This is a genomic window from Betaproteobacteria bacterium (assembly GCA_016720855.1).
Taxonomy (GTDB): domain Bacteria; phylum Pseudomonadota; class Gammaproteobacteria; order Burkholderiales; family Usitatibacteraceae; genus FEB-7.
In genome coordinates this window covers 121,554-142,162 of record JADKJU010000002.1, presented here as the reverse complement: position 1 = coordinate 142,162, position 20,609 = coordinate 121,554, and the positions used below count along the sequence as shown (strand labels likewise).

Sequence of the window (20,609 nt, the reverse complement as noted above, 5' to 3'; positions counted from 1 at the left end):
TTTTCATGGAGCGGGCTTCGTACTCGACGACTTCCGCAGCCGATGAAACATCTTACGGTTTGCCTGTCTCATTATCCAGAACGGGCTGATAACCCCTGTCTCTCACGCCTTGAACCATTTCGTCGATTTCATCGCTCCTTACATTGAGCATTTTCAGCGCGGTGGCGCCCAGGCGCAGACTCGATTCAATCGCTTCCGGATAGGCGTGGGCGGCACCGGCGGCAAGCAGGCGCGTACTGGTCTCGAGATCCCGTGCGCGCACGATGACAGGCACCTGCGGACAGGTTCTGTTTATATACGACATCGCGCCCAGCGCGGTCTCCGGTCTGTCAACGGCTATCACGACCAGAGCAGCCCTTTCCACATGGATCGCGGAAAGCAATCCGGGGTCGGCGATGTCGCCGAACCAGACCGCATGCCGATCCGCCCGTCCCTGGGCCACCCGCTTCGGATCGGTGTCGAAGGCAACAAAGGGAATGCCGCTTGCGTGCAATAGCACGGCGATGGTGTGGCCCACGCGCCCGTAACCGCCGATCACCACCTGCTGCCTGGCGGCCTCCGGCAATTCCGCAGTAACGTGAGCCGTTGCGCGAGGCGCTCTGACGAGCCAGGCCGCTATCGCGCCATTGAAATGAATCAGCAGGGCGCCGGCAATCATCGACAGCAGCACGGCGCTTATCGCGATTTGACCCAACTGCATGTCGATCACGCCGGACTCGAGCGCAATGGCGATGAGCGCGAGCCCGAATTCGCCGCCCACACTCAACATCAATCCGGTACGCCACGACATCCGGGCATCGACTCCGGCCCTGCGCACCATGCCGGCAACGATCAGTGTCTTGCTCGTGACAATGAGCAGGGCGCCCAGCACGGCCCAGTGCCAGATGGGGGGTATCGCCGCCGGATTGAAGCGCATGCCGATGCCGATAAAGAACAGGCCCAGCAACACATCCCGAAACGGGCTGATGCTGGACTCCACCTGGTGGCGAAACTCCGTTTCGCCCAGCATCATTCCGGCAAGAAACCCTCCGAATGCCAGCGACAAGCCCAGGCTGTTTGTGATCCAGGCGGCGAGCAAGGCGACCAGCAGCACGGCCAGGGTGAACATCTCGACCGATCTGCGTTCGGCAATCACATGGAACAACGGACGCAGCAACCAGCGCCCCGCAAAGAAGACCAGCGCGAAGGCGAGCACGGCCTTGGCAAGGGCCAGGCCCAGCCTGCCCCCCAGTACATCCGCCGTGACCGCCACACCCAGCACGGGTATGACCACGAGAAATGGAACAGCCGTGACGTCCTGGAAAACCGACATCGCGAGCCCAAGGCGGCCATGCTGAGTGTCTTCCTCGCCATGCTCGGTGAGCAGGCTGGCAATGATCGTCGTGGAAGATTGCGCGAAAGCGGCGCCGAACACGAACGCGGCCGCAACCGGCAGGCCCGCGAGCCACACCACCGCCCCAACCCCCAGGGTGGTGAACACGACCTGCCCGGTGCCCAGCCCGAGAACCTGGTGTCGCAGCGCGTGCAGTTGAGGCAGGGAGAAATTGAGTCCAATGGTGAACAGCAGAAACACGACACCGAATTCCGCGAGCGTTTCCAGCTCCGGCATCGAAACGACCGGCCCGATCGTGTGCGGCCCGAGCATGATCCCCACCAGCAGATATCCCAGGCTGGTCGGGATATGCAGGCGCTGAAAGATGACCACGACGGTGATCGCCACGGACAGAAGCAGGATGATTTGAACCAGATATTCCATCATGTCCGTGATTCACCGTGAAAGCCTGGCGACCTGCGGCCTGTAAACGCCGACGATCAGTTCCGTGAGATGCCGCGGGAATGGAAATCACCGAAGCGCAATATCAGCTTGTCGAGCACTGCCCGGCGAATCGGCGGGGATGGCTCGATTGGTGGCAGCTTACGCCGCCTTGTCGTCGACGTAGCTCTCCCGCGGCGGGTAGACCCCGGCCAGGCGGGCGATGAGTATCGCGATGAACAGAGCCCCGGCAATCTGCTCGACCATGCATATGCCGCGCGCCGGGCGCGTGAGCGGCGTCACGTCCCCGAAGCCCGTGCTGGTGAGCACGGTCATGCTCAGGTACAGCGCATCGGCATAGACGAGCTGCCCCGGTTGCCCGAGGATCATGTACGACAGGGGATAGATGAATCCGACGATCGCGTAGAGGTACGCCCAGAACAGGCCGATCATGAGATAGGCAGCCGCTGCGCCGAACAGCTTGTCCTGCGTCATGACCCTGGGCTGGAAAACGTAGCGAAGCAGATACGCGATGGCGGCGAAAAAGAGCGCGGCGCTGAACATCCACGATCCCGCCAGATCGATGTCGCTGTCGTGCCAGAGGCCGACGTACTGGAACCACACGGCAGGGACGGCGAGTAACAGCGCAATGACGAATGACAGTGTCGTGCGGCCGACAGCGGCCACCGTCGTGATGAGGACGAGAATGTTGACACCGTTCACCACCAGGCGGCCATGATCGTTTGCCGGGACGAACGACACCGCGACGATGAGAACGATCAGGACGACGAACAGCCAGAAACAGCGCTGGTAGAAAATGTGCGACAGCGCGTCGCGCGTGGCATCGATAGCCATCGTCACCTCTCCCCTGGTTTGCATTGCCTTGGTTCGTCATCTCGGAGGACGCACCGCTTGCCGGCGTACCCGGTCCGGTTGAACGACGCGTCAGCGCGCATCGTCTTCTTGCGGCCCGGATGGGTCGTCCCGCGCGACCGTGAGCGCCTTCACGGCGACCGCTGCGATCAGTGCCGTCAGCAGGATGCCGCATGCGCCGATAAGAATTGCAAGCGTGCGCGCAAGCAGGGTCTTGGGCGCGAGATCTCCATAGCCGATCGTCAGCCCCGTCACGTAGGAGAAGTAGATCGATTCCTGCACCGACCAGCCTTCGAGCATGCCGACAACCAGTCCAACCAGCGCCATCATGGCGAGCAATGCCGACAGGATGGGCCATACCACCCGCAACCCGACGAGCAGCCCGGCCATGAAATTTCGTCTCAGTACGCGCGGATCCACGCCCTCTCCAGGTTTGATCAACGCCAGCACCCCTTGAATGCGTCCCGACGAATGAAAGGAACTTCCCCTGCTCCCGAGCGCCTCATTGGTGAGAAGCTGCTCGACTCGTGCCTCCGAGCATCGTCGGTCAAGCGCACAATCCGGCTCCGCGCAAAACTGCCGCATCAACACGATGAGCGCGGGGATTTCGGCTTGAAGTGGGCATGGCTCAGAGTCTCACAAAGTATGGAATGGCTGAACACACGGTACAGACGACAACCAGCAGCGTGGTGCTGGAAATGAAGTAAGGAACAACCATGAGCGCAAGACCACACAACAGCGGCACCACGGAACGCTGCTTCTTGCCGTACAAGAAATAGCCGAGCCCGATCGCGCTGAACAGCACACCGAAGATAAGCAGGGACGTGGACATTGCTTTCTCGCTTGCGGCCGGCGTACCTCGAAGCCTCCGACTGACGGCAAGCCGTAGGGTACATGGAGTCACGAGATCAGCGGTACCCGCCGCGACCCGATACCCGATCCGGTCCGGGATGGCGCGCGCTGAAGCGAAGAGCGGGCTAGGGGGCGCGGGCGATCTCGCGCAGCGCCCGCTCGAACTCCTCTGGCGGCTGCCCGCCCTGGATCAGGTGCCGGTCGTTGACGATGATCGAGGGCACGGCGTGGATCCCTCTTTTCTGCCAATGGGCCTCCCGCTCGCGCACTTCGGCGGCGTACGTGTCGCCAGCCGCGATTGCCTGCGCGCGCTGCGCGTCGAGCCCGACGTTCGCGGCCAGCTCGACGAGCACCTCCGGCGCGCCCGGGTTGCGGCCCTCGCCGTGGTACGCCCGCAGCAGCGCATGCTTGAGTTCGCTGCCACGGCCTTCCAGCCCGGCCCAATGCAGCAGGCGATGGGCGTTGAAGGTATTCCACACGTGGACGCGCGGCGCGAAGGCAAATCCCACCGCCGCACCGCGTTCGCGCAGCCGTGCCTGGTTCTGCGCCACCTGCTCTGGCGTGATTCCGTACTTGCGCGCGAGGTACGGCACGACCTCGTCGCCCTCGCTTCCCATGTCCGGGTTCAGCTCGAATGGCTCGAAGTGCAGCTTCGCGTCGATCTCGCCCTGCAGGCGATTGAGCGCGATGTCCAGCGCATACAGGCCGATCGCGCACCAGGGGCAGGCGACGTCGGAGACGAAGGCGATATCGAGCGGCTGTCGGTCCATGAAGGCGAAGGTTACCCGGGTTTGCGCCTGCGGGCCCGGGCGCGAGGTCACCGGTTGTGGGGAACGGTGACCTCGACGATGCGCAGCGCGCGGTTGTGCGACCCGTCGATGCACGCGACCGTGATGGAATAAGTCCGGCCGTTCCCGCGGCCCGAGCGGTCCGCCCGAAGGCGCAGCGTCAGGTCGCCCGTGATCTCCCAGTCGGACGAGGACCTGTCGCGTGGATCCACGTCCGACGTCTCGTTGCTTTGCACCTTCTCGATGCGACAGCGCGCGTTCGCATCGCACACATCGGCCACCGATACCGACACCGTCACCGGGACCATCTTGCCATTCGGTGGCCACAGGACGGATGGGTTCGCCTTGGCGGCGGAAATCACCGGGGCGCGGGTATCGCGCACGCTGATCCTGACTTCGTCCTGCGACTTCCCGACGCCGTCGCTCACCTCGAGCCTGGATTCGGACTCCCCCAACGGCAGCGTCACGGTCGCGACCATCCCTTCCGCCGTTCCGAACCTGCCTTTCCACACATAGGTCAGGTTGGCCCCGTGCGACGAGCCTGAGCCGTCGAGCGTGACCGCAGTTCCGCGGGGACTCCTGCATTCGAGGGCCTGGTCCGGTCCGGCATCGGCATGCAGCCTGCGCCCGGACCGCTCCATCAGCGCGAAGGGCGAGAACGACGGCACGGCGCCGCACGCGACCTTGCCGACGGTGTCCACGGAGGTCGTGACGTCCGTCCATGCCCCGCCCTGGAAGTGGAATAGCTGCGGCGTTCCGGTGAAAGCGAACAGGCCGTATTCGATGCAGACGGTGGCGGGTGCCGTGAACACCGCGGTCGTCGCCAGGTCGAGGCAGGTTGCGGGAGTCCCCAGCTGGAACCCGGCGGGCGGCGGGAACGGACAGGGATCCGTGACGGCCAGGGTGGTCGTTCCCGATTGCGTGACGCCCGGAAAGCTTACGGTGACCGCGGGGGCGGCCGCGTTTGCCGCGATCGCCCGCGTCGTGACGTTCGCCCCTCCAGTAACCGCAAGGCTCACGCTCGCGCTCGACGATCCGCTCGTCGCGCTGATCGTCGCCGTGCCCGCTCCGACGCCGACCGCAGCGCCGTTGGCAGTCATTCGCGCCACGGCGGGGTCGGAGCTCGTCCACGACAAGGCGAGGATGTTGTCCATCCCCGCCACCGGCTGCGGCACCAGCGTGGCTTGCGGGATCGGCAGGCCTCCCGACGCGCGGTCCCCCCAGCACCTCAACGTCCCATCGCCGAGCGTGGCGCAGGTCGTGAAAGCGCCCGCCGCGATCGCGATCGCCGTGAGGGAGGGAACCGTCGTGGCCACCGGCGAGTCGACAGCGCTGCCACCGGAATTGGCGCGGCCCCAGCACTTGACCGTCCCGCTCGAAGTCAGCGCGCACGCATGGTAGTCGCCGGTGACGACGCTCACCACGTCCGCCAGCGGCCGGTTCGCAGCGGGATTGGCCGGGTCGGGCTCGACGACCGTGTATCCCCGCCGCGGCAGGCAGGGCGCCGGCGGATCCGGATCACCCGCCGGGCAGATGTGGCCGTTGCCGACCTGGCCATACACGCTGTTTCCCCAGCAGCTTACCGTGCCGTCGGAAATCAGCGCGCAGCCATGCTGAGTGCCGAACGCAACCGAGGTGGCATTGAGGACTCCGGCAATGCGCTGCGGGACGGAGCTGCCCGGGCTTGCGTCGCCCAGGCCGGTCCAGCAACTGACCGATCCGTCTGAGAGCACGGCGCAGGCATCGCTGCCGCCCTCGGCGCCGATGGCCACGGCATTCGAGATCCCGCTCACCGTCACGAGGGGCGCCGCGGGCGATACCCCATTCCAGCACTGAATCGATCCGGGCGGCGGAAGGGAGCCGGCGCCCACCAGGACGCAGTTGACCTGGCTTTGCGCCGCGATCGCCGCGGCGCCCGTGATCGACGCCATCGCGTTCCCTTCGCAATTCACGGTCCCATTGGCGAACAGGGCGCAGAGGTTGCCGGTGCCGGCGGAAAGGGCGATCGCACTCCTGAATGCGGGCACGGCCACGGGGATCGGATAGCGCGCCCCCCAGCATTTCACGGTCCCGTCGCGGGTGATCGCGCAGACATCGGTATCCGAGGCTTCCACCGAATGATCGGCGCTGACGGGGCGCGCCGCGCCATCGCTGAAGTTCGCGGTCGCGGTGTAGCGGCGCTGGCTACCGACCGCCACGCCGGCGGCGCCCGGCGTCAAGGCGACGGCATCGAGCGTGATCGCCCTGAACGATGCCGTGACGGATTTATCCGCGTCCATCGTGAGCGAGCAATCCGGCACCGGCCCGCTGCAGTTTCCGCCCCATTGGTCGAAGAGATAGCCCGCATCAGCGACCGCGGTGAGCGAGACGGTCGAACCGAAAGGCGCCGTCGTGGAGCAGGTCGCGCCGCAGCTGATACCCGCCCCTGAAGTGACCGTCCCGTGGCCCCCGTTCACGACCGACAGGGCCTGCATCTTCGCGTCGAACCGCGCGCCCACGCCCACGTTGGCGTCGACCGTGACGAGGCAAGGACCCGTCCCGGCGCACGGTGGCATCCATCCCAGGAAGGCGACGTCCGCCCCCTGCGTCACGGTGAGCGTGACCGGGGTCGGCGCCGAATAGCGGGCTGAACAGGCGGGGCCGCCGGTGGAATCGCAGTCGATGCGTCCATCGGTCGAAGTCACGCGGCCGGTGAACGTGCCGTACAGGTTGATGGTCAGCACCGCCTCGACGGTGATGCGCACGGACGCCGATGCGCTGTAGATGCCATCGCTCACCGTCAGGGTGAAGACATGAACGCCCTGGGCTGCGGAGGGAAGGGTCACGATGCTCCCCGTGCCGACGATGAGGTTGCCGGCGTCGCGCCATGAATAGGTGAGGCTGCCGCCGTCGGGATCGAACGATCCGCTCGCATCGAGCGTGACGGAGTTGCCGAGGATCACGCTCTGGTCGGCTCCCGCATTCGCTACCGGAGCCCGGTTGGAAACGACCTTGCTCACGAACGCGTCCGTGCCCCCGGCGAGCACGGTCCGGTAAGCGCCGGGTGTCGCGCCGAACTGCTGGAAGGCGGTGCCCGCCACGTAGACGGAGCCGAAAGGATCGACGGCCACGCCGAGGGGCACGCTGGCGTGGCCGTCGATGGGGGTGGAGTAGGCGGCTGTCGCGCCCGCCGCATCGATCCGCGTCAGGAACAGCGCTGCGCCGGTCACTCCCGCCACAGGGTCGACCGAAACGAAATCCGCGCTCGAGGAAACGAGGCCCGCGACGATCGCATTGCGTGCGGAGTCCAGCGCGATGGCACGGCCGTCGGCTCCGGCGACCATCGCCGAGTACGACAGCATCGAACCCGATACGTCGAGCTTCGTGACGAACGCGCCCGCGACCGGCGACGCTGCCCCGTAGGCTCCCGATGTCAGCGGAAAGCCGGCCCCTGCGCTGCCCGTGACGTAGGCGCTTCCCGAAGCGTCGACGGCAACCCCGTGCCCCTGCGCGGTCGCGTCGATTCCGCCCAGCAGTGTCGAATAGACCACGGAGGCCGCCCCTGTGGCGCCCGGATCGAACTGGGCGACGAATGCGCTGGCCCCTCCGGTGAAAGCTGCCTGGTACGCGCCGCCCGTGGTCGGGAACGGGGAGTCGGCCGCCGGGAAGCCGTTCCACGGCGCGGCGCGGCCGGTGGTGGTTCCCGCAACGTAAGCCTTGCCGCCCGCATCGACGGCAATGCCCTCCCCGAAATCATTCTCGGTGCTTCCCAGGTAGGTCGAGTACAGGAGAGACGAACCGCTTGCGTCGAGCTTCGCGAAGAACGCGTCGATGTCGCCCAGGTAGACCTGGCCGAGGGTCGGGCGGGTCGGCTGGAACGCGCTCGCCGTCGCCGGGAAGGCCGGGGACTGCGTCGTGCCCGTCAGGTATGCATTTCCCGTCGAGTCGACCGCGATCGCCCTTCCCTGCGAAAGGCCGGCGCCGAAGAGCGCCGAGTAGACGAGCGCCGAGCCATCGGGTGCGAGCTTCGCGACGAATACGTTGTCGCCAGCCAGCGCATTGTTGTATGCGCCCGCCGTGACCGGGAACGACGCGGGCGCCACTCCCGTCACGTAGGCATTGCCGCCGTGAAGCGCGATCCCCATGCCGCGGCCGGGCCCGAGGAATGTCGAATAGACGAGCGCCGATCCGGCTGCGTTCAGCTTGGCGACGAAGACGCCGCCGCCGGCATCCGGGTACGCGCCGGCCGTCGTCGGAAAATCGCTCGAGGCGGTTTCGCCCGTGATCACGGCCGCTTCCGTGGCGTCGGCCGCAACGGCGTAAGCGTGGTCGTGCCCGGTCCCGCCGGCCAATGTGGAATACGCGAGGATGGGGTCGATGACGAGAGCCAGGCTGCGGTCGTGGTTCCCCACCCGGAATCCGAAGCGATGGCTTGCGCGCAGGACATAGTCGGCAGCGACCATCCGTTTCCCGCCAGCGCTCTCCTGGTAGGCGGCAGGGCGCTTCCACGCCAGGCTTCCGGATGACGTATGGACCAGGAGCCGGCCGTCGTCGTCGATCTGGAGATCGCGTGCGCCCTCAACTTCGATCTCGATCGCCTGCGGATCGACACCCGGGGCGAGCGAGAAGTCGTACTCGAGTTCCGAAGCGTTGCCGTAATAGGCGAGATCGATGCCGCGATAGACCTGGGAAAGCTCGACGCGCCCGTAGAGCGGAACATGAGTGGTCCATCCGCCGGGGTCGGCGCCCGGGAGGTAATGGCTTTCTCCGGCAAGACGCTCGACGCCCCGGGCGCGCGCCTCGCTGCGCGCACCGACGAGCTCCATGCGCACAATGCTCGCGCCGCCATTGCCCTGCAGCTTGTACACCGCTCGCGTGGGGGTGACGAAGAGCACGAAGCCGGCCCCGCGGGCGAGGAATTCCACCTGCCGGTCCGTCTGCCCCAGGTTCTTCTCGAACGCGAGGGGCAGCGTGCCATAGGCACTGGTGCCAAGGCCCGCACACGCTTCACCCCAGGCGAGCATGAACAGGAAGAGGGCGAACAGCCGTGAGGAACGCGCGACGGGATTTCGCATCGGTGACCCCCTGCGAGGAGTGTCCGAGTCTATGCCCCACTCGGACGCAACGCTACCGGTGGCGCCTCGCCGGAGGCCGCGCAGCGTAAACTTCGACCTTCGTCGCGCGACAAGGTGTCGCGCCGCCACGGAGAAAGCCTTGCGCATCGTCTGCCTCGACCTCGAAGGGGTCCTCGTCCCGGAAATCTGGATCGAATTCTCGAAACGCACCGGCATCCCGGAGCTGTCTCGCACCACGCGCGACGAGCCCGACTACGACAAGCTGATGCGCTTCAGGCTGGACCTGCTGGGCAAGCGCAAGCTGGGATTGCCGGACATCCAGGCGGTGATAGGCGGCATGGGTCCGATGCCCGGGGCGCGGGAGTTCCTGGACGAGCTGCGCTCCCGCTTCCAGGTGGTGATCCTCTCCGACACGTTCTACGAGTTCGCCAGCCCCCTGATGGCGCAGCTTGGCCGTCCGACGCTCTTCTGCCATCGCCTCGAGGTCGATGACGCCGGATTCGTTCGCGGATACCGGCTGCGCATGCCGGACCAGAAGCGCGCCGCGGTAAACGCATTGCGCGCGCTCAACTTCAAGGTGATCGCGGCCGGGGACTCCTACAACGACACCGCGATGCTGGGGGCAGCGCACGCCGGGATCTTCTACTGCCCCCCCGCCAGCATCACCGGCGAGTTTCCGCAGTTTCCGGTGACGCGCGACTACGGCGAGCTGATGGCCGCGATAGACGAGGCGGACAGGAGGATCGGCGAAGCGCCTTGAGGCTGCACGAGCCGGAATCGCAACCCGACCGTCTTCAGGCGGGCAGGCGCGCCGCGACGGCCGTGAGAATTCCCTGCAGGATCGCGATCGGCGGCGGCGGGCAGCCGGGCACCGCGACGTCCACGGGAATCACGTTGGAGACCCTCCCGCAGCTCGCGTAGCTCTCGCCGAAGATGCCGCCGGTGCAGCCGCAGTCGCCCACGGCGACGACGAGCTTCGGATTCGGTGTCGCCTCGTACGCGATCCTCAGCGCGTGTTCCATGTTCTTCGACACCGGCCCCGTGACCAGCAGCAGGTCGGCATGCCTCGGGCTCGCAACGAAGCGGATGCCCAGCCCTTCGATGTTGTAGTACGGGTTGTTGAGCGCGTGGATCTCCAGCTCGCAGCCGTTGCAGGAACCCGCGTCCACCTGCCGGATGGCCAGTGCCCGGCCGAACAGGCGCAGGATCTCGTCCTGGATCTGCGGCGCGCGCACGCGAAGCAGCTCGGAGGCCTCCGGAGGGGCCTCGCTCACGATGCCTGTCTTCACGATTTTCCGAAGGATGCGGATCATCAGCAGTCCTGCCCCGAATAGGCAAGGTTGAAGCTCTTGTTGATGAGCGGGAAGTCGGGAACGATGTTACCCATCACCGCGTGCCCGATCAGCGGCCAGTTCTGCCACGAAGGATCGTGCGCGTGCCCGCGGCGGATCATGCCGTCCCCGCCCGCCTCCAGCGCGACGAACGCCTCGCCTCGCCATCCCTCCACCCAGCCCACGCCGAACGCCTGCGGACGCGGCTGCGGAAGCTCCACGAGAAGCTCGCCGTCGGGAGCGCCGATCGCGATGGCGCGCACCAGCCGCAGGGACTCGAGGAGCTCGTCGAAGCGAACGTGCACCCGGGCGGCGACGTCACCGGCCGATTGGCCGGCCTTCTTCACGGAAAGCTCGCCGTAGGGCACGGCCGGAAAGTCCGCACGCAGGTCGCTCGCCTGCCCGCTCGCCCGCCCCGCGAGGCCGGTGAGGCCCAGCTTCCTGGCAAGATCCGGCGTAACGCGCCCGGTGGTGAGAAAGCGGTCCTGCAACCCCGCGTGCTCGTCGAAGATCGCGCGCAGCTCGCGCACCTCGGCCTCGATGGCGTGCGACTGGTTCACCAGGCGCTCGGCCTGCACCGCGTCGAAGCCCGCCGCCACGCCTCCGGGAACCACGAGGTCCATGAGCAGGCGGTGGCCGAACACCTCGCCGCTCGCCCGCAGCCAGTCCTCCTTCAGCCGCATGAACTGCGCGAGCGCGAAGCCCAGTGCGGCGTCGTTGCCGAGCGCGCCCAGGTCGCCGAGGTGGTTGGCGACCCGCTCGCGCTCGAGCGCGAGCGCGCGGATCCAGCGCGCGCGCGGCGGCGGCACGACGCCCAGCAGAGATTCGGCGGCCTGCGCGTAGGCCCAGGCGAACGCCACGGTGGAGTCGCCGGATACGCGTCCGGCGAGGCGGTACCCTTCCGCCACCGTGAAGGATTCGAATCGCTTGTCGATGCCCTTGTGCGTGTAGCCCAGGCGCTCCTCGAGGCGCAGCACCTTCTCGCCGACGATGGAGAAGCGGAAATGGCCCGGCTCGATGATGCCGGCGTGGATCGGCCCGACGGGGATCTCGTGCACGCCGTCGCCCTCGACACGCACGAACGCGTAGTCTGCGAGCGCATTGGCCGGAAGCGCCGCGGCGTCGAAATCGCGGCGCAGCGGGAACACCCCCTCGGGCCATGCGCCGTGGCGCAGCCACGGGCGCGTGTCGGCGGCGCCCGAGGCGCCGATGCCCAGGAGGTCGTGGAGCGCGCGCTGCATGCGGACGGCGGCGGGGAAGAGGCCCGACAGGTCCGGATAGGACGGCGCGGAATCCTGCACGAGCAGCTCCACGACGACGAGCCCGTCGCGCACGGCATAGGCGGCATAGACGGAGTACTCGTCCGCGTCGTCGGCCAGGTCGCGGTGGTCGGCGCCCCACAGCGCCACGAGCCGCCCGCCCCCTTCGCGCGCGAGGCGCGCCGCCTCCGTCCACTGCCATTCGCCCACGCTCGCCATCGACGCCGGGGCGTCGCCCGGGAGCGACTTCCACTTCAGGTTCAGGCCCGGAATGCGCACGATGTCAGCCCAGGAGCTTCGCCGCCTCGGCGTACCAGGCGGCGAGGTAGGGGGGAATGTAGAGGCCGAGCAGGAGCCCCAGCCCCAGGTGGACGAACACCGGCACGAGCGCCGGCGGGTGCGCGAGCGCCTTGATGTGGGTGTCGCCGAACACCATCGGCTGCACGCGGCTGAAGACGGCCGCAAACGCGACCCCGAGCGCGAGAAGCAGGAAGGGAGTCGCCCACGGGTGCTCGCGCATCGCGGTGGTGAGGATGAGGAACTCGCTCGCGAACACGCCGAAGGGCGGCATGCCCAGGATGGCCAGCGTCCCGATCATGAGTCCCCAGCCCACGGTCGGGCTCACCTTCATGAGGCCGCGGATGTCCTCCATCACCTGCGTGCCGGCCTTCTGCGCGGCGTGGCCGACGGCGAAGAAGATGGCGCTCTTCACGAGCGAGTGCACCGTCATGTGCAGCAGGCCCGCGAAGTTGGCGATGGGCCCGCCCATGCCGAAGGCGAAGGTGACCAGGCCCATGTGCTCGATGGAGGAATAGGCGAACATGCGCTTCACGTCGCGCTGGCGCGACAGGAAGAAGGCGGCGACCACCACCGACACGAGGCCGAAGCCCATCATCAGGTTGCCGGCGAAGCGCGACTCCAGCGCGCCGTCCGCCAGCACCTTGCAGCGGATCACGCTGTAGAGGGCGACGTTCAGGAGCAGGCCCGAAAGCACGGCCGAGATCGGCGTGGGGCCCTCGGCATGCGCATCCGGGAGCCAGTTGTGCAGGGGAACCAGGCCGATCTTGGTGCCGTAGCCCACCAGCAGGAACACGAAGGCGAGCGACATGATGGCCGGCTCGAGGTCCGCCTTGACCAGGTTGAGGTGCGTCCACAGGAGCGCGTTGCCCTCCGCGCCCAGCACGCGCTCGGCCGCGAAGTAGAGCAGGATCGTGCCGAAGAGCGCCTGCGCGATGCCCACCCCGCACAGGATGAAGTACTTCCACGCCGCCTCCAGGCTCGCCGCCGTGCGGTACACCGAGACGAGCAGCACCGTGGCGAGCGTCGCCGCCTCCATCGCCACCCACAGGATCCCCATGTTGTTGGTGGTGAGCGCGAGCAGCATCGTGAACATGAACGCCTGGTACATGCTGTGGTACAGGCGAAGGCGCGGTCCCGTCATCTTGCCCTTCTCGCGCTCGACGCGCATGTAGGGCCGCGAGAAGAGCGACGTGGTGAACCCCACGAAGGCGGTGAGGGTCACGAGAAAGACGTTCACCGCATCGACGAAGAACTGCTCGCCCCACGCGGTGATCGACCCGCCAGAAATCACCACGGCCGTAAGCCACGCGGAGGCCGCGAAGGTCGCGAAGCTGAAAGCGGAGTTCACCTCGGGCGCGAAGTCGCGATCGCCGAGCAGCCACAGGAACGGTCCGCCGGCGAGCGGAATGGCGAGGAGGACGAAGAACGCTTCCATCAATCCTCCTTGAGCTTCTCGAGGTGATGGATGTCGAGGGAATCGAACTGCTCGCGGATCTGGAACATGAACACGCCCAGGATGACCATGCCCACGAGCACGTCCAGCGCGATGCCGAGCTCCACCACCATCGGCATGCCGTAGGTGGCGCTGGTCGCCGCGAAGAACAGGCCGTTCTCCATCGACAGGAAGCCGATCACCTGCGGAACCGCCTTGGAGCGCGTGATCATCATGAGGAACGACATCAGCACGCACGCGAGCGCGATGCCCAGGGTGGCGCGCGCGATCGACTGCGAGAACTGCGAGATGGGCAACGCCAGGTTGAAGGCGAACACCACCAGCAGGATCCCCACCAGCATCATCGTCGGGATGTTGATGAGGGTCTCGATGTCCCACTTCACGTTCAGGCTGCGGATGAGGCGGTGCAGGATGAACGGCAGGACGACGACCTTGAGCACGAAGGTGATCCCGGCCGACCAGTACAGGTGGTGCTGGCCCGTGGCCCAGGCGACGGTGAGGGTCGAGCCCACCAGCGCGAGCCCCTGCAGCGCGAAGAGGTTGATCAGGGTCACGATGCGCCGCTGCGCCAGCATCGCGAAGGCGATGAGCAGGAGCACGGAGGCGAAGAGGTTGATGATCTGGCCGGTGAGGGGCGACATGGCGCTTGGGTCTCAGGCTCCCAGGAGGAGGTGGACGAGGATCGCCAGCACGCCCAGCAGGAAGGCGGTGGCGAGGAACTCGGGCACGCGGAAGATTCGCATCTTCGCGAGGATCGTCTCGATGAGGGCGAGCGTGAAACCGCCGACCACGAGCTTCGCGGCGAGCGCCGGCAGCGCCCAGAGCAGCGCCACGTGGTCGCTCGCCTCGGCGATGCCCCACGGGAAGAAGATCGCGAGCCCGGCGCAGGAGTAGGCGAAGAGCTTGAGCGACGCCGCCCACTCGATGAGCGCGAGGTGGCGCCCCGAGTACTCGAGGATGAGCGCCTCGTGGATCATCGTGAGCTCGAGGTGGGTGGCCGGGTTGTCGATCGGCACGCGCGCGTTCTCGGCGAGCGAGACCATCGTGAAGGCGAGTCCGGCGAAGGCGAGGCTCGGAAGGATCGCGAATTCGCGGTGGGCGAGCGTCGAGACGGTGTTCGCGAGGGATGTGGAGCTGGAGATGAGGGATGCGGTGAACAGCACCATCAGGAAGGCGGGCTCGGCGAGGAAGCCCACCAGCATCTCGCGCCGCGCGCCCATGGTCCCGAAGGAGGTGCCGATGTCCATGGCGGCGAGCGAGATGAAGAGCCGCGCGATGCCGAAGAGGCCCACCAGCGCGATGGCATCGGCGGCCGGGGCCAGCGGCAGGTTGGTGGACAGCGTCGGAATGATCATCGAGGCGAGCGCCATGCACCCGAACACGATGTAGGGCGCCAGCCGGAAGATGGGCGAGGCGTCGTGGGCGACGACCGACTCCTTCCAGAAGAGCTTGTGCAGCGTGCGGAAGGGCATCGTGAGTGGGGGGGCGCGGCGGTTCTGCAGCCACGCGCGGCACTGGTTCACCCACCCCGAGAGCAGCGGCGCACCCGCAAGGGCGACGGCCATCGCGAGGAGCTGGGCGAAGATGCCTTCGAAGTTCATAGCTGGGTGAAGAAGAGGAGGGCCACGAGGGTGACGAAGCTGTAGAGCAGATAGATCGAGATGCGGCCGCGTTGCAGCATCCCCACCCATCGCGAGACGGCCTCGGTCGTGGCGGCGATCCGCAGGTAGATCCATCCCCACATCGGGTCCTCGACCGTCACCTTGTAGCGCGGCGCGCTTTCGAAGGGCGTGGGCAGTTCCCGGTGCATTCGATAGAACGGTTCGAAGATCTGCCGGATGGGCTGTCCGAAGCCCTCGGCCGTGTCCTGCATGCGTGCCGTCTGCAGGGGAAAGCCGCAGTCCCAGGCAGCCGCCCGGCGCACGTTGCCGTGGTAGAAGCGGCGCACGAGGAAATAGGCGAGGATCACGACCGCGGCCGTGACGAGCAGGAACAGGATCGGGCTGTAGGAAGCCCGCTCGGCGGAGACCGGCGCCAGGAGCAGCCAGTCGCCGATGCGCCCGCTCTGCGCGAGGCCGCGGCCCACGAGGGCGTAGGTGACCGGGTCGATCACCTCGATCACCGCCACCGGGAAGAGGCCCAGGAGTATGCAGCCCGCGGTGAGCCAGAGCAGGCCCAGGCGCTCGAGTCCGCCGGCGTCGTGGGCGTTGGCGAGCTTCTCCTCGCGCGGCCGGCCCAGGAAGATCACGCCGAAGAACTTCACCATCACGTAGCCGGCCAGGGCCGCCACCAGCACGACGCCGGCCGCGAAGACCGGCACCAGCATGCGCAGGTACGGGTTCGGGAGTTCGGCCGTGAAGAGGAAGCCCTGCAGCAGCAGCCACTCGGAGACGAAGCCGTTCGACGGCGGCAGCCCCGCGCTCGCGATCACGCCCACGAGCATGGTCCACGCGACCCAGGGCATGAAGCGCATGAGGCCGCCGAGCTTGCCGAGGTTGCGCTCCTGGGTGGCGTGCAGCACCGAGCCGGTGCCCAGGAAGAGCAGGCTCTTGAAGAGGGCGTGGTTCACGCAGTGGTAGAGGCAGGCCACGAGGGCCAGCGCCGCGAGCGAGTGCATGCGGTAGGCGGTGAAAATCATCGCGAGCCCGAGCGCCACGACGATGAGGCCGATATTCTCGATGGAGGAGTACGCGAGGAGGCGCTTCATGTCCACCTGGGCGGCGGCGAACACGACGCCGAAGAGCGCGGTGGCGAGCCCCACGCTGAGCGCGACGACGCCCCACCACCAGATCGGCGAGCCGATGAGGTCGAAATTCACGCGCACCATTCCGTAGATGGCGGTCTTGAGCATCACGCCGCTCATGAGGGCGGACACCGGCGAAGGGGCAGCCGGGTGCGCCTCGGGAAGCCAGACGTGCAGCGGCAGGATCCCCGCCTTGGCGCCGAAGCCGAAGAGCGCCAGGAGGAACGCGCACGAGGCCCAGAACGGCGACAGGTGCTGCGCCCTCATGTTGGCGAACGTGTAGTCGCCGGTGTTGGCCTGCAGTACGCCGAAGCACAGCAGGATCGCGATGGCGCCGATGTGCGCGACGAGCAGGTACAGGAAGCCCGCGCGGCGGATCTCGGCGATGCGGTGGTTGGTGGTGACGAGAAAGAAGGAGGAAAGCGCCATCATCTCCCAGGTCACCATGAAGGCGTAGGCGTCGTCGGCGAGCAGCACCATCGTCATGCTTGCGAGGAAGACGTGGTAGTGCAGGCACAGGAGCCCGGGCGGCGTGCCTTCGCCCTGGCGGAAATAGCCCCCGGCGAAGACCGAGATGCCGGCGCTCGCGAGGCCCAGGAGCGCCAGGAAGAAAGACGAGAGCGCGTCCAGGCGCAGGTGGAAGGGCAGATCGGGCAGCCCGATCGCGAGCACCGCGGTCTGCGGCGCGCCCGGCAGGGCGATGAGGGCGAAGCCGGCGAGGGCGAGGCTCGATGCGGCGGAGGCGGGAAACAGGATTCGCCCGATCAACCGGAAGTTGTGCAGCGCCGCCAGGCCGATGAATCCGATCGCGAACCAGACGGCGACGATGATCATGACGCCGTCGATCGCGAGGAGGTTCGGTAACGTCCCCATGGCGATCGCTACGGGCGCGGCGCTGAGACGCTCACACGGTCTCCACGGAGGTGTCGAGGAAGTAACCCGCTCCTCGCTCCGTGCGGATGAGCTTCGGTTCGTTCGCCTTTTCCTCGATCTTCCGGCGAAGGCGCAGGATCTGCACGTCGATCGAACGGTCGTAGATGTCGTCGTGCAGGCGGCTGGATTCGAGGAGCTGGTCGCGTGAAAGCACGCGCTGCGGCGCGCGAAGGAAGGCGACGAGAAGCGCGTACTCGCTGTTGGTGAGCTCGACCTGGCGCTCGTCGGGCGACTTCAGGCGCCGCAGCCCCGTGTTCAGCTCCCAGCCGGCGAAACGATAGGCACGCACGGTTTCCACGCGACGGGCGGCCCGCTGGCCCTCCGTGCGGCGCAGGACGGCCTTGATCCGGGCCAGGAGCTCGAGCTGGCTGAAGGGCTTGGTGACGTAATCGTCCGCACCGAGCTCCAGCCCCATCACGCGGTCGAGCTCCTCCTTGCGGCTGCCGGTGAGGATGATGATCGGGATGTCGAGCTTCTCGCGAAGGCGCCGCGCGATGGCGAGACCGTCCTCGTCGGGAAGCTTGAGGTCGAGGATCACGAGATCCACCATGCCTCCCCCGAGCACCTTGTCCATCTCCGCGCCGCTCCCGGCGGTGGAAACCTCCAGGTCGTGCTGGCGCAGGAAGTCACGCACGAGCTCGCGAATGGCGGGGTCGTCGTCGACGACGAGAATATGAGCTTCCAATGGGATGTCCCTGCGGGCGCGGTTGTTTCGGGCCATTTTACGCCGGGAGCCCGTAGAATCGCGCGATCAGGGGACATTTTCCGTGAAGACCACGACCGGCTGGATCCAGGACGGCGGCGCAAGCCCCGTTCTTCCGGGGGGCGAGGCGACGCTCGTCGCGGCCTTCGGGCTTGCCTATTACGCGCTTTCGGTATTCGCCTTCGCGCTGCCCGGCCAGGCGCACGTTCCTCCGTTCATCTGGCCCGGCGACGGGCTCCTCCTCGGTGCGCTCCTCGTCGCGTCGCGCCCGCAACGGATTGCGTGCCTCGTGCTCGCGTTCGCGGGTTCCCTCGTTGCCGGACTGCAGGCCGGCATGCCGCTCGCCGCATCCGCGTTCCCGGCGCTGGTGAATGTCGCGGAACCGGCGATCATTGCCGCGGGGTTGCTTCGGCTCGCGGGCGGTCGCGTGCACATCGGCACGCTGCTCGGCCTGACCGGGTTCCTCGTGAACCTCGTGCCGCTCACGGCCGTGGTTTCCCTGGGGGACGCAACCTTCACCTGGTGGCGCGTCGGGGCGGATTTCCGCGCGCAATGGACGGTGACCTTCGTCTCCAACTTCGTGAACATGGTCGTGGTGGCCCCCCTCGTGCTCGCCTGGTTCCGGGAACGGCGGGACGAGGCGGCTGCCCCGTTGCGCGGCCGGGCCGCCGAGGTGATCGTGCTCTTCGCGGGACTCGTCGTCGCCACCCACTTCGTCTTCCGCATGCGGCCCGACGCGCCGGGGTTCATCGCGCCGCTCGCGTACCTGTGCTCGCCGCTCCTCATCTGGGCGGCGCTTCGCTTCGGGCTTCGCGCGGCCACGTTGGGGCTGGTGACCTTCGCCCTCATCTGCTACTGGCATACGGCGCACGGGCGCGGACCGTTCGCGACCCTCGGGACCACGGAGTGGATGTCGCTCCTGCATCTGCAGGGCTTCCTCGCGACGGCGGTGGTCACCACGCTTTTCGCCGCGGCCCTGCTCGCCGAGCGCGAGGGGGCCGCGCAGGCGACAGAGGCATGGCGCCGGCGCTACGAAGCGGCCATCCGCGCCAGCGGCAACCTCCTCTACGAGCTCGACCCGTCTTCCGGGCGCCTCCTGTGGGATGGCGATACGCGGGCGGTGCTGGGCCTGCCGGCCGAGGGGATCTCGACCGTCGAGCAATGGCTGGGGCGCGTGCACCCCGACGACCGCATGCGCGCCCGCGCGAGCGGCCGGCAGCTCCTTTCCGGCGAGATTTCCCATATCGCCACCGAGTACCGCGTCACCCGCGGCAAAGGGGAATGGATCACGATCGGCGTGAACGGCTATGCGATCGACGACCCCACGCGGCGCAAGGCGGGGCGGCGGCGCATCATCGGGTTCGTGAGCGACGTCTCCGAGCGTGTGCGCGCGGAGGCGGAACGGCAGGCACTCGCCGCGCAGTTGCGCCAGGCCGAGAAGATGGAGGCGGTCGGGCGCCTGGCGGGCGGCATCGCCCACGACTTCAACAACATCCTGGGCGCGATCCTCGGCTACGGCGAGCTCGCCCAGGCGCGTGTGCAGGAAGACCCGCAACTCAAGCGCTACGTGGACACGATCGTGAATGCGGGAAACCGTGCCAAGGCGCTCGTGGCGCAGATCCTTTCCTACAGCCGCGCCGAGAGCGGGATCCACGAGCCGGTGATCCTGGGCTCCGTTGCCGCCGAGGTGTGCGACCTGCTGCGCGGATCCTCCTCGGCCGACATCGAGTTGCGACTCGCGGTCGCGCCGGAGGAGGCGATGGTGGTGGGCGACCCCACGCGCCTGCACCAGCTCATCATGAACCTCGCCTCGAACGCCATGCAGGCGATGCCCGGCGGCGGCGTGCTCGAGATCTCGCTCGGCCGGCGCACGCTCGCCTCCCCGGCGCGAACGCGGCTTTCCGAAGTGGCGCCCGGCGAGTGGGCCGTCCTGGAGGTGAAGGACACGGGGCAAGGCATCCCGCCGGAGGTGATCGACCGCATCTTCGAGCCCTTCTTCACGACCAAGGCCGCGGGGCGCGGAACGGGACTGGGACTCGCGCTGGTGCATTCCATCGTCCGCGAGCACGGCGGCGCCATCGATGTGGCGAGCGAGCCGGGACGCGGCACGACGTTCACGGTGTGGTTGCCCAGGGTGGACGGCGCGGGCGTGGAACCTGCCGGCGAAGCCGCCTCGATCGCGGGCCGGGGGCAGGTCATCCTCGCCGTGGACGACGAGCCCGAGGTGCTCGCGGCCCTCGAGGAAATGCTCGCGACCCTGGGCTACGAGCCCGTCGGCTACACCGACAGCCGGGCCGCGCTCGAGGCATTCCGCGCCGACCCGCGCCGTTTCGAGGCGGTGATCAGCGACGAGGTCATGCCCGGCCTCACGGGCACCCAGCTGGCCGTGGAGCTGCGGCGGGCGAACCCCGCCATCCCCATCGTGATCGCAACCGGATTCGGCGGCGCGGGCTTCGAGACGCGGGCGCTGGCCGCGGGCGTGAACCGGATCCTGCGCAAGCCCTACCGGATGCAGGACATCGGCGAGGCGCTGCGGTTATTCTTCGGCGCGGCCTGACGGGACCTCG

The 20,609-nt window shown here is 67.6% G+C and carries 15 protein-coding genes; 2 read left to right on the top strand and 13 right to left on the bottom strand.

Translation table 11 applies throughout. The features are described from left to right. Positions 1–52: 52 nt before the first annotated feature. From IPP91_07860 to IPP91_07835, 6 genes are all read right to left on the bottom strand, one after another. Positions 53–1,756: a cation:proton antiporter gene (locus IPP91_07860; GenBank protein ID MBL0141981.1), complete on the bottom strand. Its 1,704-nt coding sequence runs from the start codon at positions 1,754–1,756 to the stop codon at positions 53–55. A 159-nt stretch (positions 1,757–1,915) separates the two neighbouring features. Beyond that, a complete protein-coding gene (locus IPP91_07855) occupies positions 1,916–2,608 on the bottom strand; it encodes a two pore domain potassium channel family protein (protein ID MBL0141980.1) in 693 nt (230 codons plus the stop codon). A gap of 90 nt (positions 2,609–2,698) precedes the next feature. Then, positions 2,699–3,031, bottom strand: a complete 333-nt coding sequence (locus IPP91_07850; GenBank protein MBL0141979.1) for a two pore domain potassium channel family protein — start codon at positions 3,029–3,031, stop codon at positions 2,699–2,701. Positions 3,032–3,254: 223 nt separating this feature from the next. Beyond that, the gene (locus IPP91_07845; protein ID MBL0141978.1) at positions 3,255–3,458 is read right to left on the bottom strand and encodes an amino acid transport protein; all 204 of its coding nucleotides are present in this window, start codon (positions 3,456–3,458) and stop codon (positions 3,255–3,257) included. 145 nt (positions 3,459–3,603) lie between these two features. Continuing rightward, positions 3,604–4,248 carry a DsbA family oxidoreductase gene (locus IPP91_07840; protein ID MBL0141977.1) on the bottom strand — a complete coding sequence of 215 codons (645 nt, stop codon included), beginning with the start codon at positions 4,246–4,248 and terminating at the stop codon, positions 3,604–3,606. 47 nt (positions 4,249–4,295) lie between these two features. Beyond that, the gene (locus tag IPP91_07835; GenBank protein ID MBL0141976.1) at positions 4,296–9,320 is read right to left on the bottom strand and encodes an SBBP repeat-containing protein; all 5,025 of its coding nucleotides are present in this window, start codon (positions 9,318–9,320) and stop codon (positions 4,296–4,298) included. Positions 9,321–9,459: 139 nt separating this feature from the next. On the opposite strand from IPP91_07835, the gene thrH reads away from it, so the two are divergent. Beyond that, positions 9,460–10,080 carry a bifunctional phosphoserine phosphatase/homoserine phosphotransferase ThrH gene (gene thrH / locus IPP91_07830; GenBank protein ID MBL0141975.1) on the top strand — a complete coding sequence of 207 codons (621 nt, stop codon included), beginning with the start codon at positions 9,460–9,462 and terminating at the stop codon, positions 10,078–10,080. A gap of 34 nt (positions 10,081–10,114) precedes the next feature. Here thrH and IPP91_07825 read toward each other — a convergent pair whose 3' ends face one another. The 7 genes from IPP91_07825 to IPP91_07795 all read right to left on the bottom strand — a co-directional run bounded on the left by IPP91_07825 (position 10,115) and on the right by IPP91_07795 (position 18,060). Next, positions 10,115–10,633, bottom strand: coding sequence for a formate hydrogenlyase (locus IPP91_07825; GenBank protein ID MBL0141974.1), 519 nt, complete (start codon positions 10,631–10,633; stop codon positions 10,115–10,117). After that, the gene (locus IPP91_07820; protein ID MBL0141973.1) at positions 10,633–12,129 is read right to left on the bottom strand and encodes an NADH-quinone oxidoreductase subunit C; all 1,497 of its coding nucleotides are present in this window, start codon (positions 12,127–12,129) and stop codon (positions 10,633–10,635) included. Before IPP91_07820 ends, IPP91_07825 begins: the two co-directional genes overlap by 1 nt. A 64-nt stretch (positions 12,130–12,193) precedes the next feature. Continuing rightward, positions 12,194–13,645 (bottom strand): hydrogenase 4 subunit F, encoded by a 1,452-nt coding sequence (locus tag IPP91_07815; protein MBL0141972.1) that lies wholly within the window; start codon positions 13,643–13,645, stop codon positions 12,194–12,196. After that, complete coding sequence (locus IPP91_07810) at positions 13,645–14,304, bottom strand: formate hydrogenlyase (protein ID MBL0141971.1); 660 nt, start codon at positions 14,302–14,304, stop codon at positions 13,645–13,647. The genes IPP91_07815 and IPP91_07810 overlap by 1 nt, the downstream gene beginning before the upstream one ends. A gap of 12 nt (positions 14,305–14,316) precedes the next feature. Then, entirely contained in the window at positions 14,317–15,264 is a 948-nt protein-coding gene (locus IPP91_07805) for an NADH-quinone oxidoreductase subunit H (GenBank protein MBL0141970.1), read from the bottom strand. Further along, positions 15,261–17,279 carry a hydrogenase 4 subunit B gene (gene hyfB / locus IPP91_07800; GenBank protein ID MBL0141969.1) on the bottom strand — a complete coding sequence of 673 codons (2,019 nt, stop codon included), beginning with the start codon at positions 17,277–17,279 and terminating at the stop codon, positions 15,261–15,263. The genes IPP91_07805 and hyfB overlap by 4 nt, the downstream gene beginning before the upstream one ends. Before the next feature lie 31 nt (positions 17,280–17,310). Beyond that, positions 17,311–18,060, bottom strand: a complete 750-nt coding sequence (locus tag IPP91_07795; GenBank protein ID MBL0141968.1) for a response regulator — start codon at positions 18,058–18,060, stop codon at positions 17,311–17,313. Between the two features lie 46 nt (positions 18,061–18,106). Between IPP91_07795 and IPP91_07790 the strand changes: the two genes are divergently transcribed. Then, positions 18,107–20,599 (top strand): MASE1 domain-containing protein, encoded by a 2,493-nt coding sequence (locus IPP91_07790; protein ID MBL0141967.1) that lies wholly within the window; start codon positions 18,107–18,109, stop codon positions 20,597–20,599. Positions 20,600–20,609 lie beyond the last annotated feature (10 nt).

What these genes read in the sequence shown, in the direction of transcription:
- IPP91_07860 (MBL0141981.1), bottom strand. Translation starts at nt 1,756, where the DNA reads ATGGAATATCTGGTTCAAATCATCCTGCTTCTGTCCGTGGCGATCACC.
- IPP91_07855 (MBL0141980.1), bottom strand. Translation starts at nt 2,608, where the DNA reads ATGGCTATCGATGCCACGCGCGACGCGCTGTCGCACATTTTCTACCAG.
- IPP91_07845 (MBL0141978.1), bottom strand. Translation starts at nt 3,458, where the DNA reads ATGTCCACGTCCCTGCTTATCTTCGGTGTGCTGTTCAGCGCGATCGGG.
- IPP91_07840 (MBL0141977.1), bottom strand. Translation starts at nt 4,248, where the DNA reads ATGGACCGACAGCCGCTCGATATCGCCTTCGTCTCCGACGTCGCCTGC.
- IPP91_07835 (MBL0141976.1), bottom strand. Translation starts at nt 9,320, where the DNA reads ATGCGAAATCCCGTCGCGCGTTCCTCACGGCTGTTCGCCCTCTTCCTG.
- IPP91_07825 (MBL0141974.1), bottom strand. Translation starts at nt 10,633, where the DNA reads ATGATCCGCATCCTTCGGAAAATCGTGAAGACAGGCATCGTGAGCGAG.
- IPP91_07820 (MBL0141973.1), bottom strand. Translation starts at nt 12,129, where the DNA reads ATGGCGAGCGTGGGCGAATGGCAGTGGACGGAGGCGGCGCGCCTCGCG.
- IPP91_07815 (MBL0141972.1), bottom strand. Translation starts at nt 13,645, where the DNA reads ATGGAAGCGTTCTTCGTCCTCCTCGCCATTCCGCTCGCCGGCGGACCG.
- IPP91_07810 (MBL0141971.1), bottom strand. Translation starts at nt 14,304, where the DNA reads ATGTCGCCCCTCACCGGCCAGATCATCAACCTCTTCGCCTCCGTGCTC.
- IPP91_07805 (MBL0141970.1), bottom strand. Translation starts at nt 15,264, where the DNA reads ATGAACTTCGAAGGCATCTTCGCCCAGCTCCTCGCGATGGCCGTCGCC.
- hyfB (MBL0141969.1), bottom strand. Translation starts at nt 17,279, where the DNA reads ATGGGGACGTTACCGAACCTCCTCGCGATCGACGGCGTCATGATCATC.
- IPP91_07795 (MBL0141968.1), bottom strand. Translation starts at nt 18,060, where the DNA reads ATGGCCCGAAACAACCGCGCCCGCAGGGACATCCCATTGGAAGCTCAT.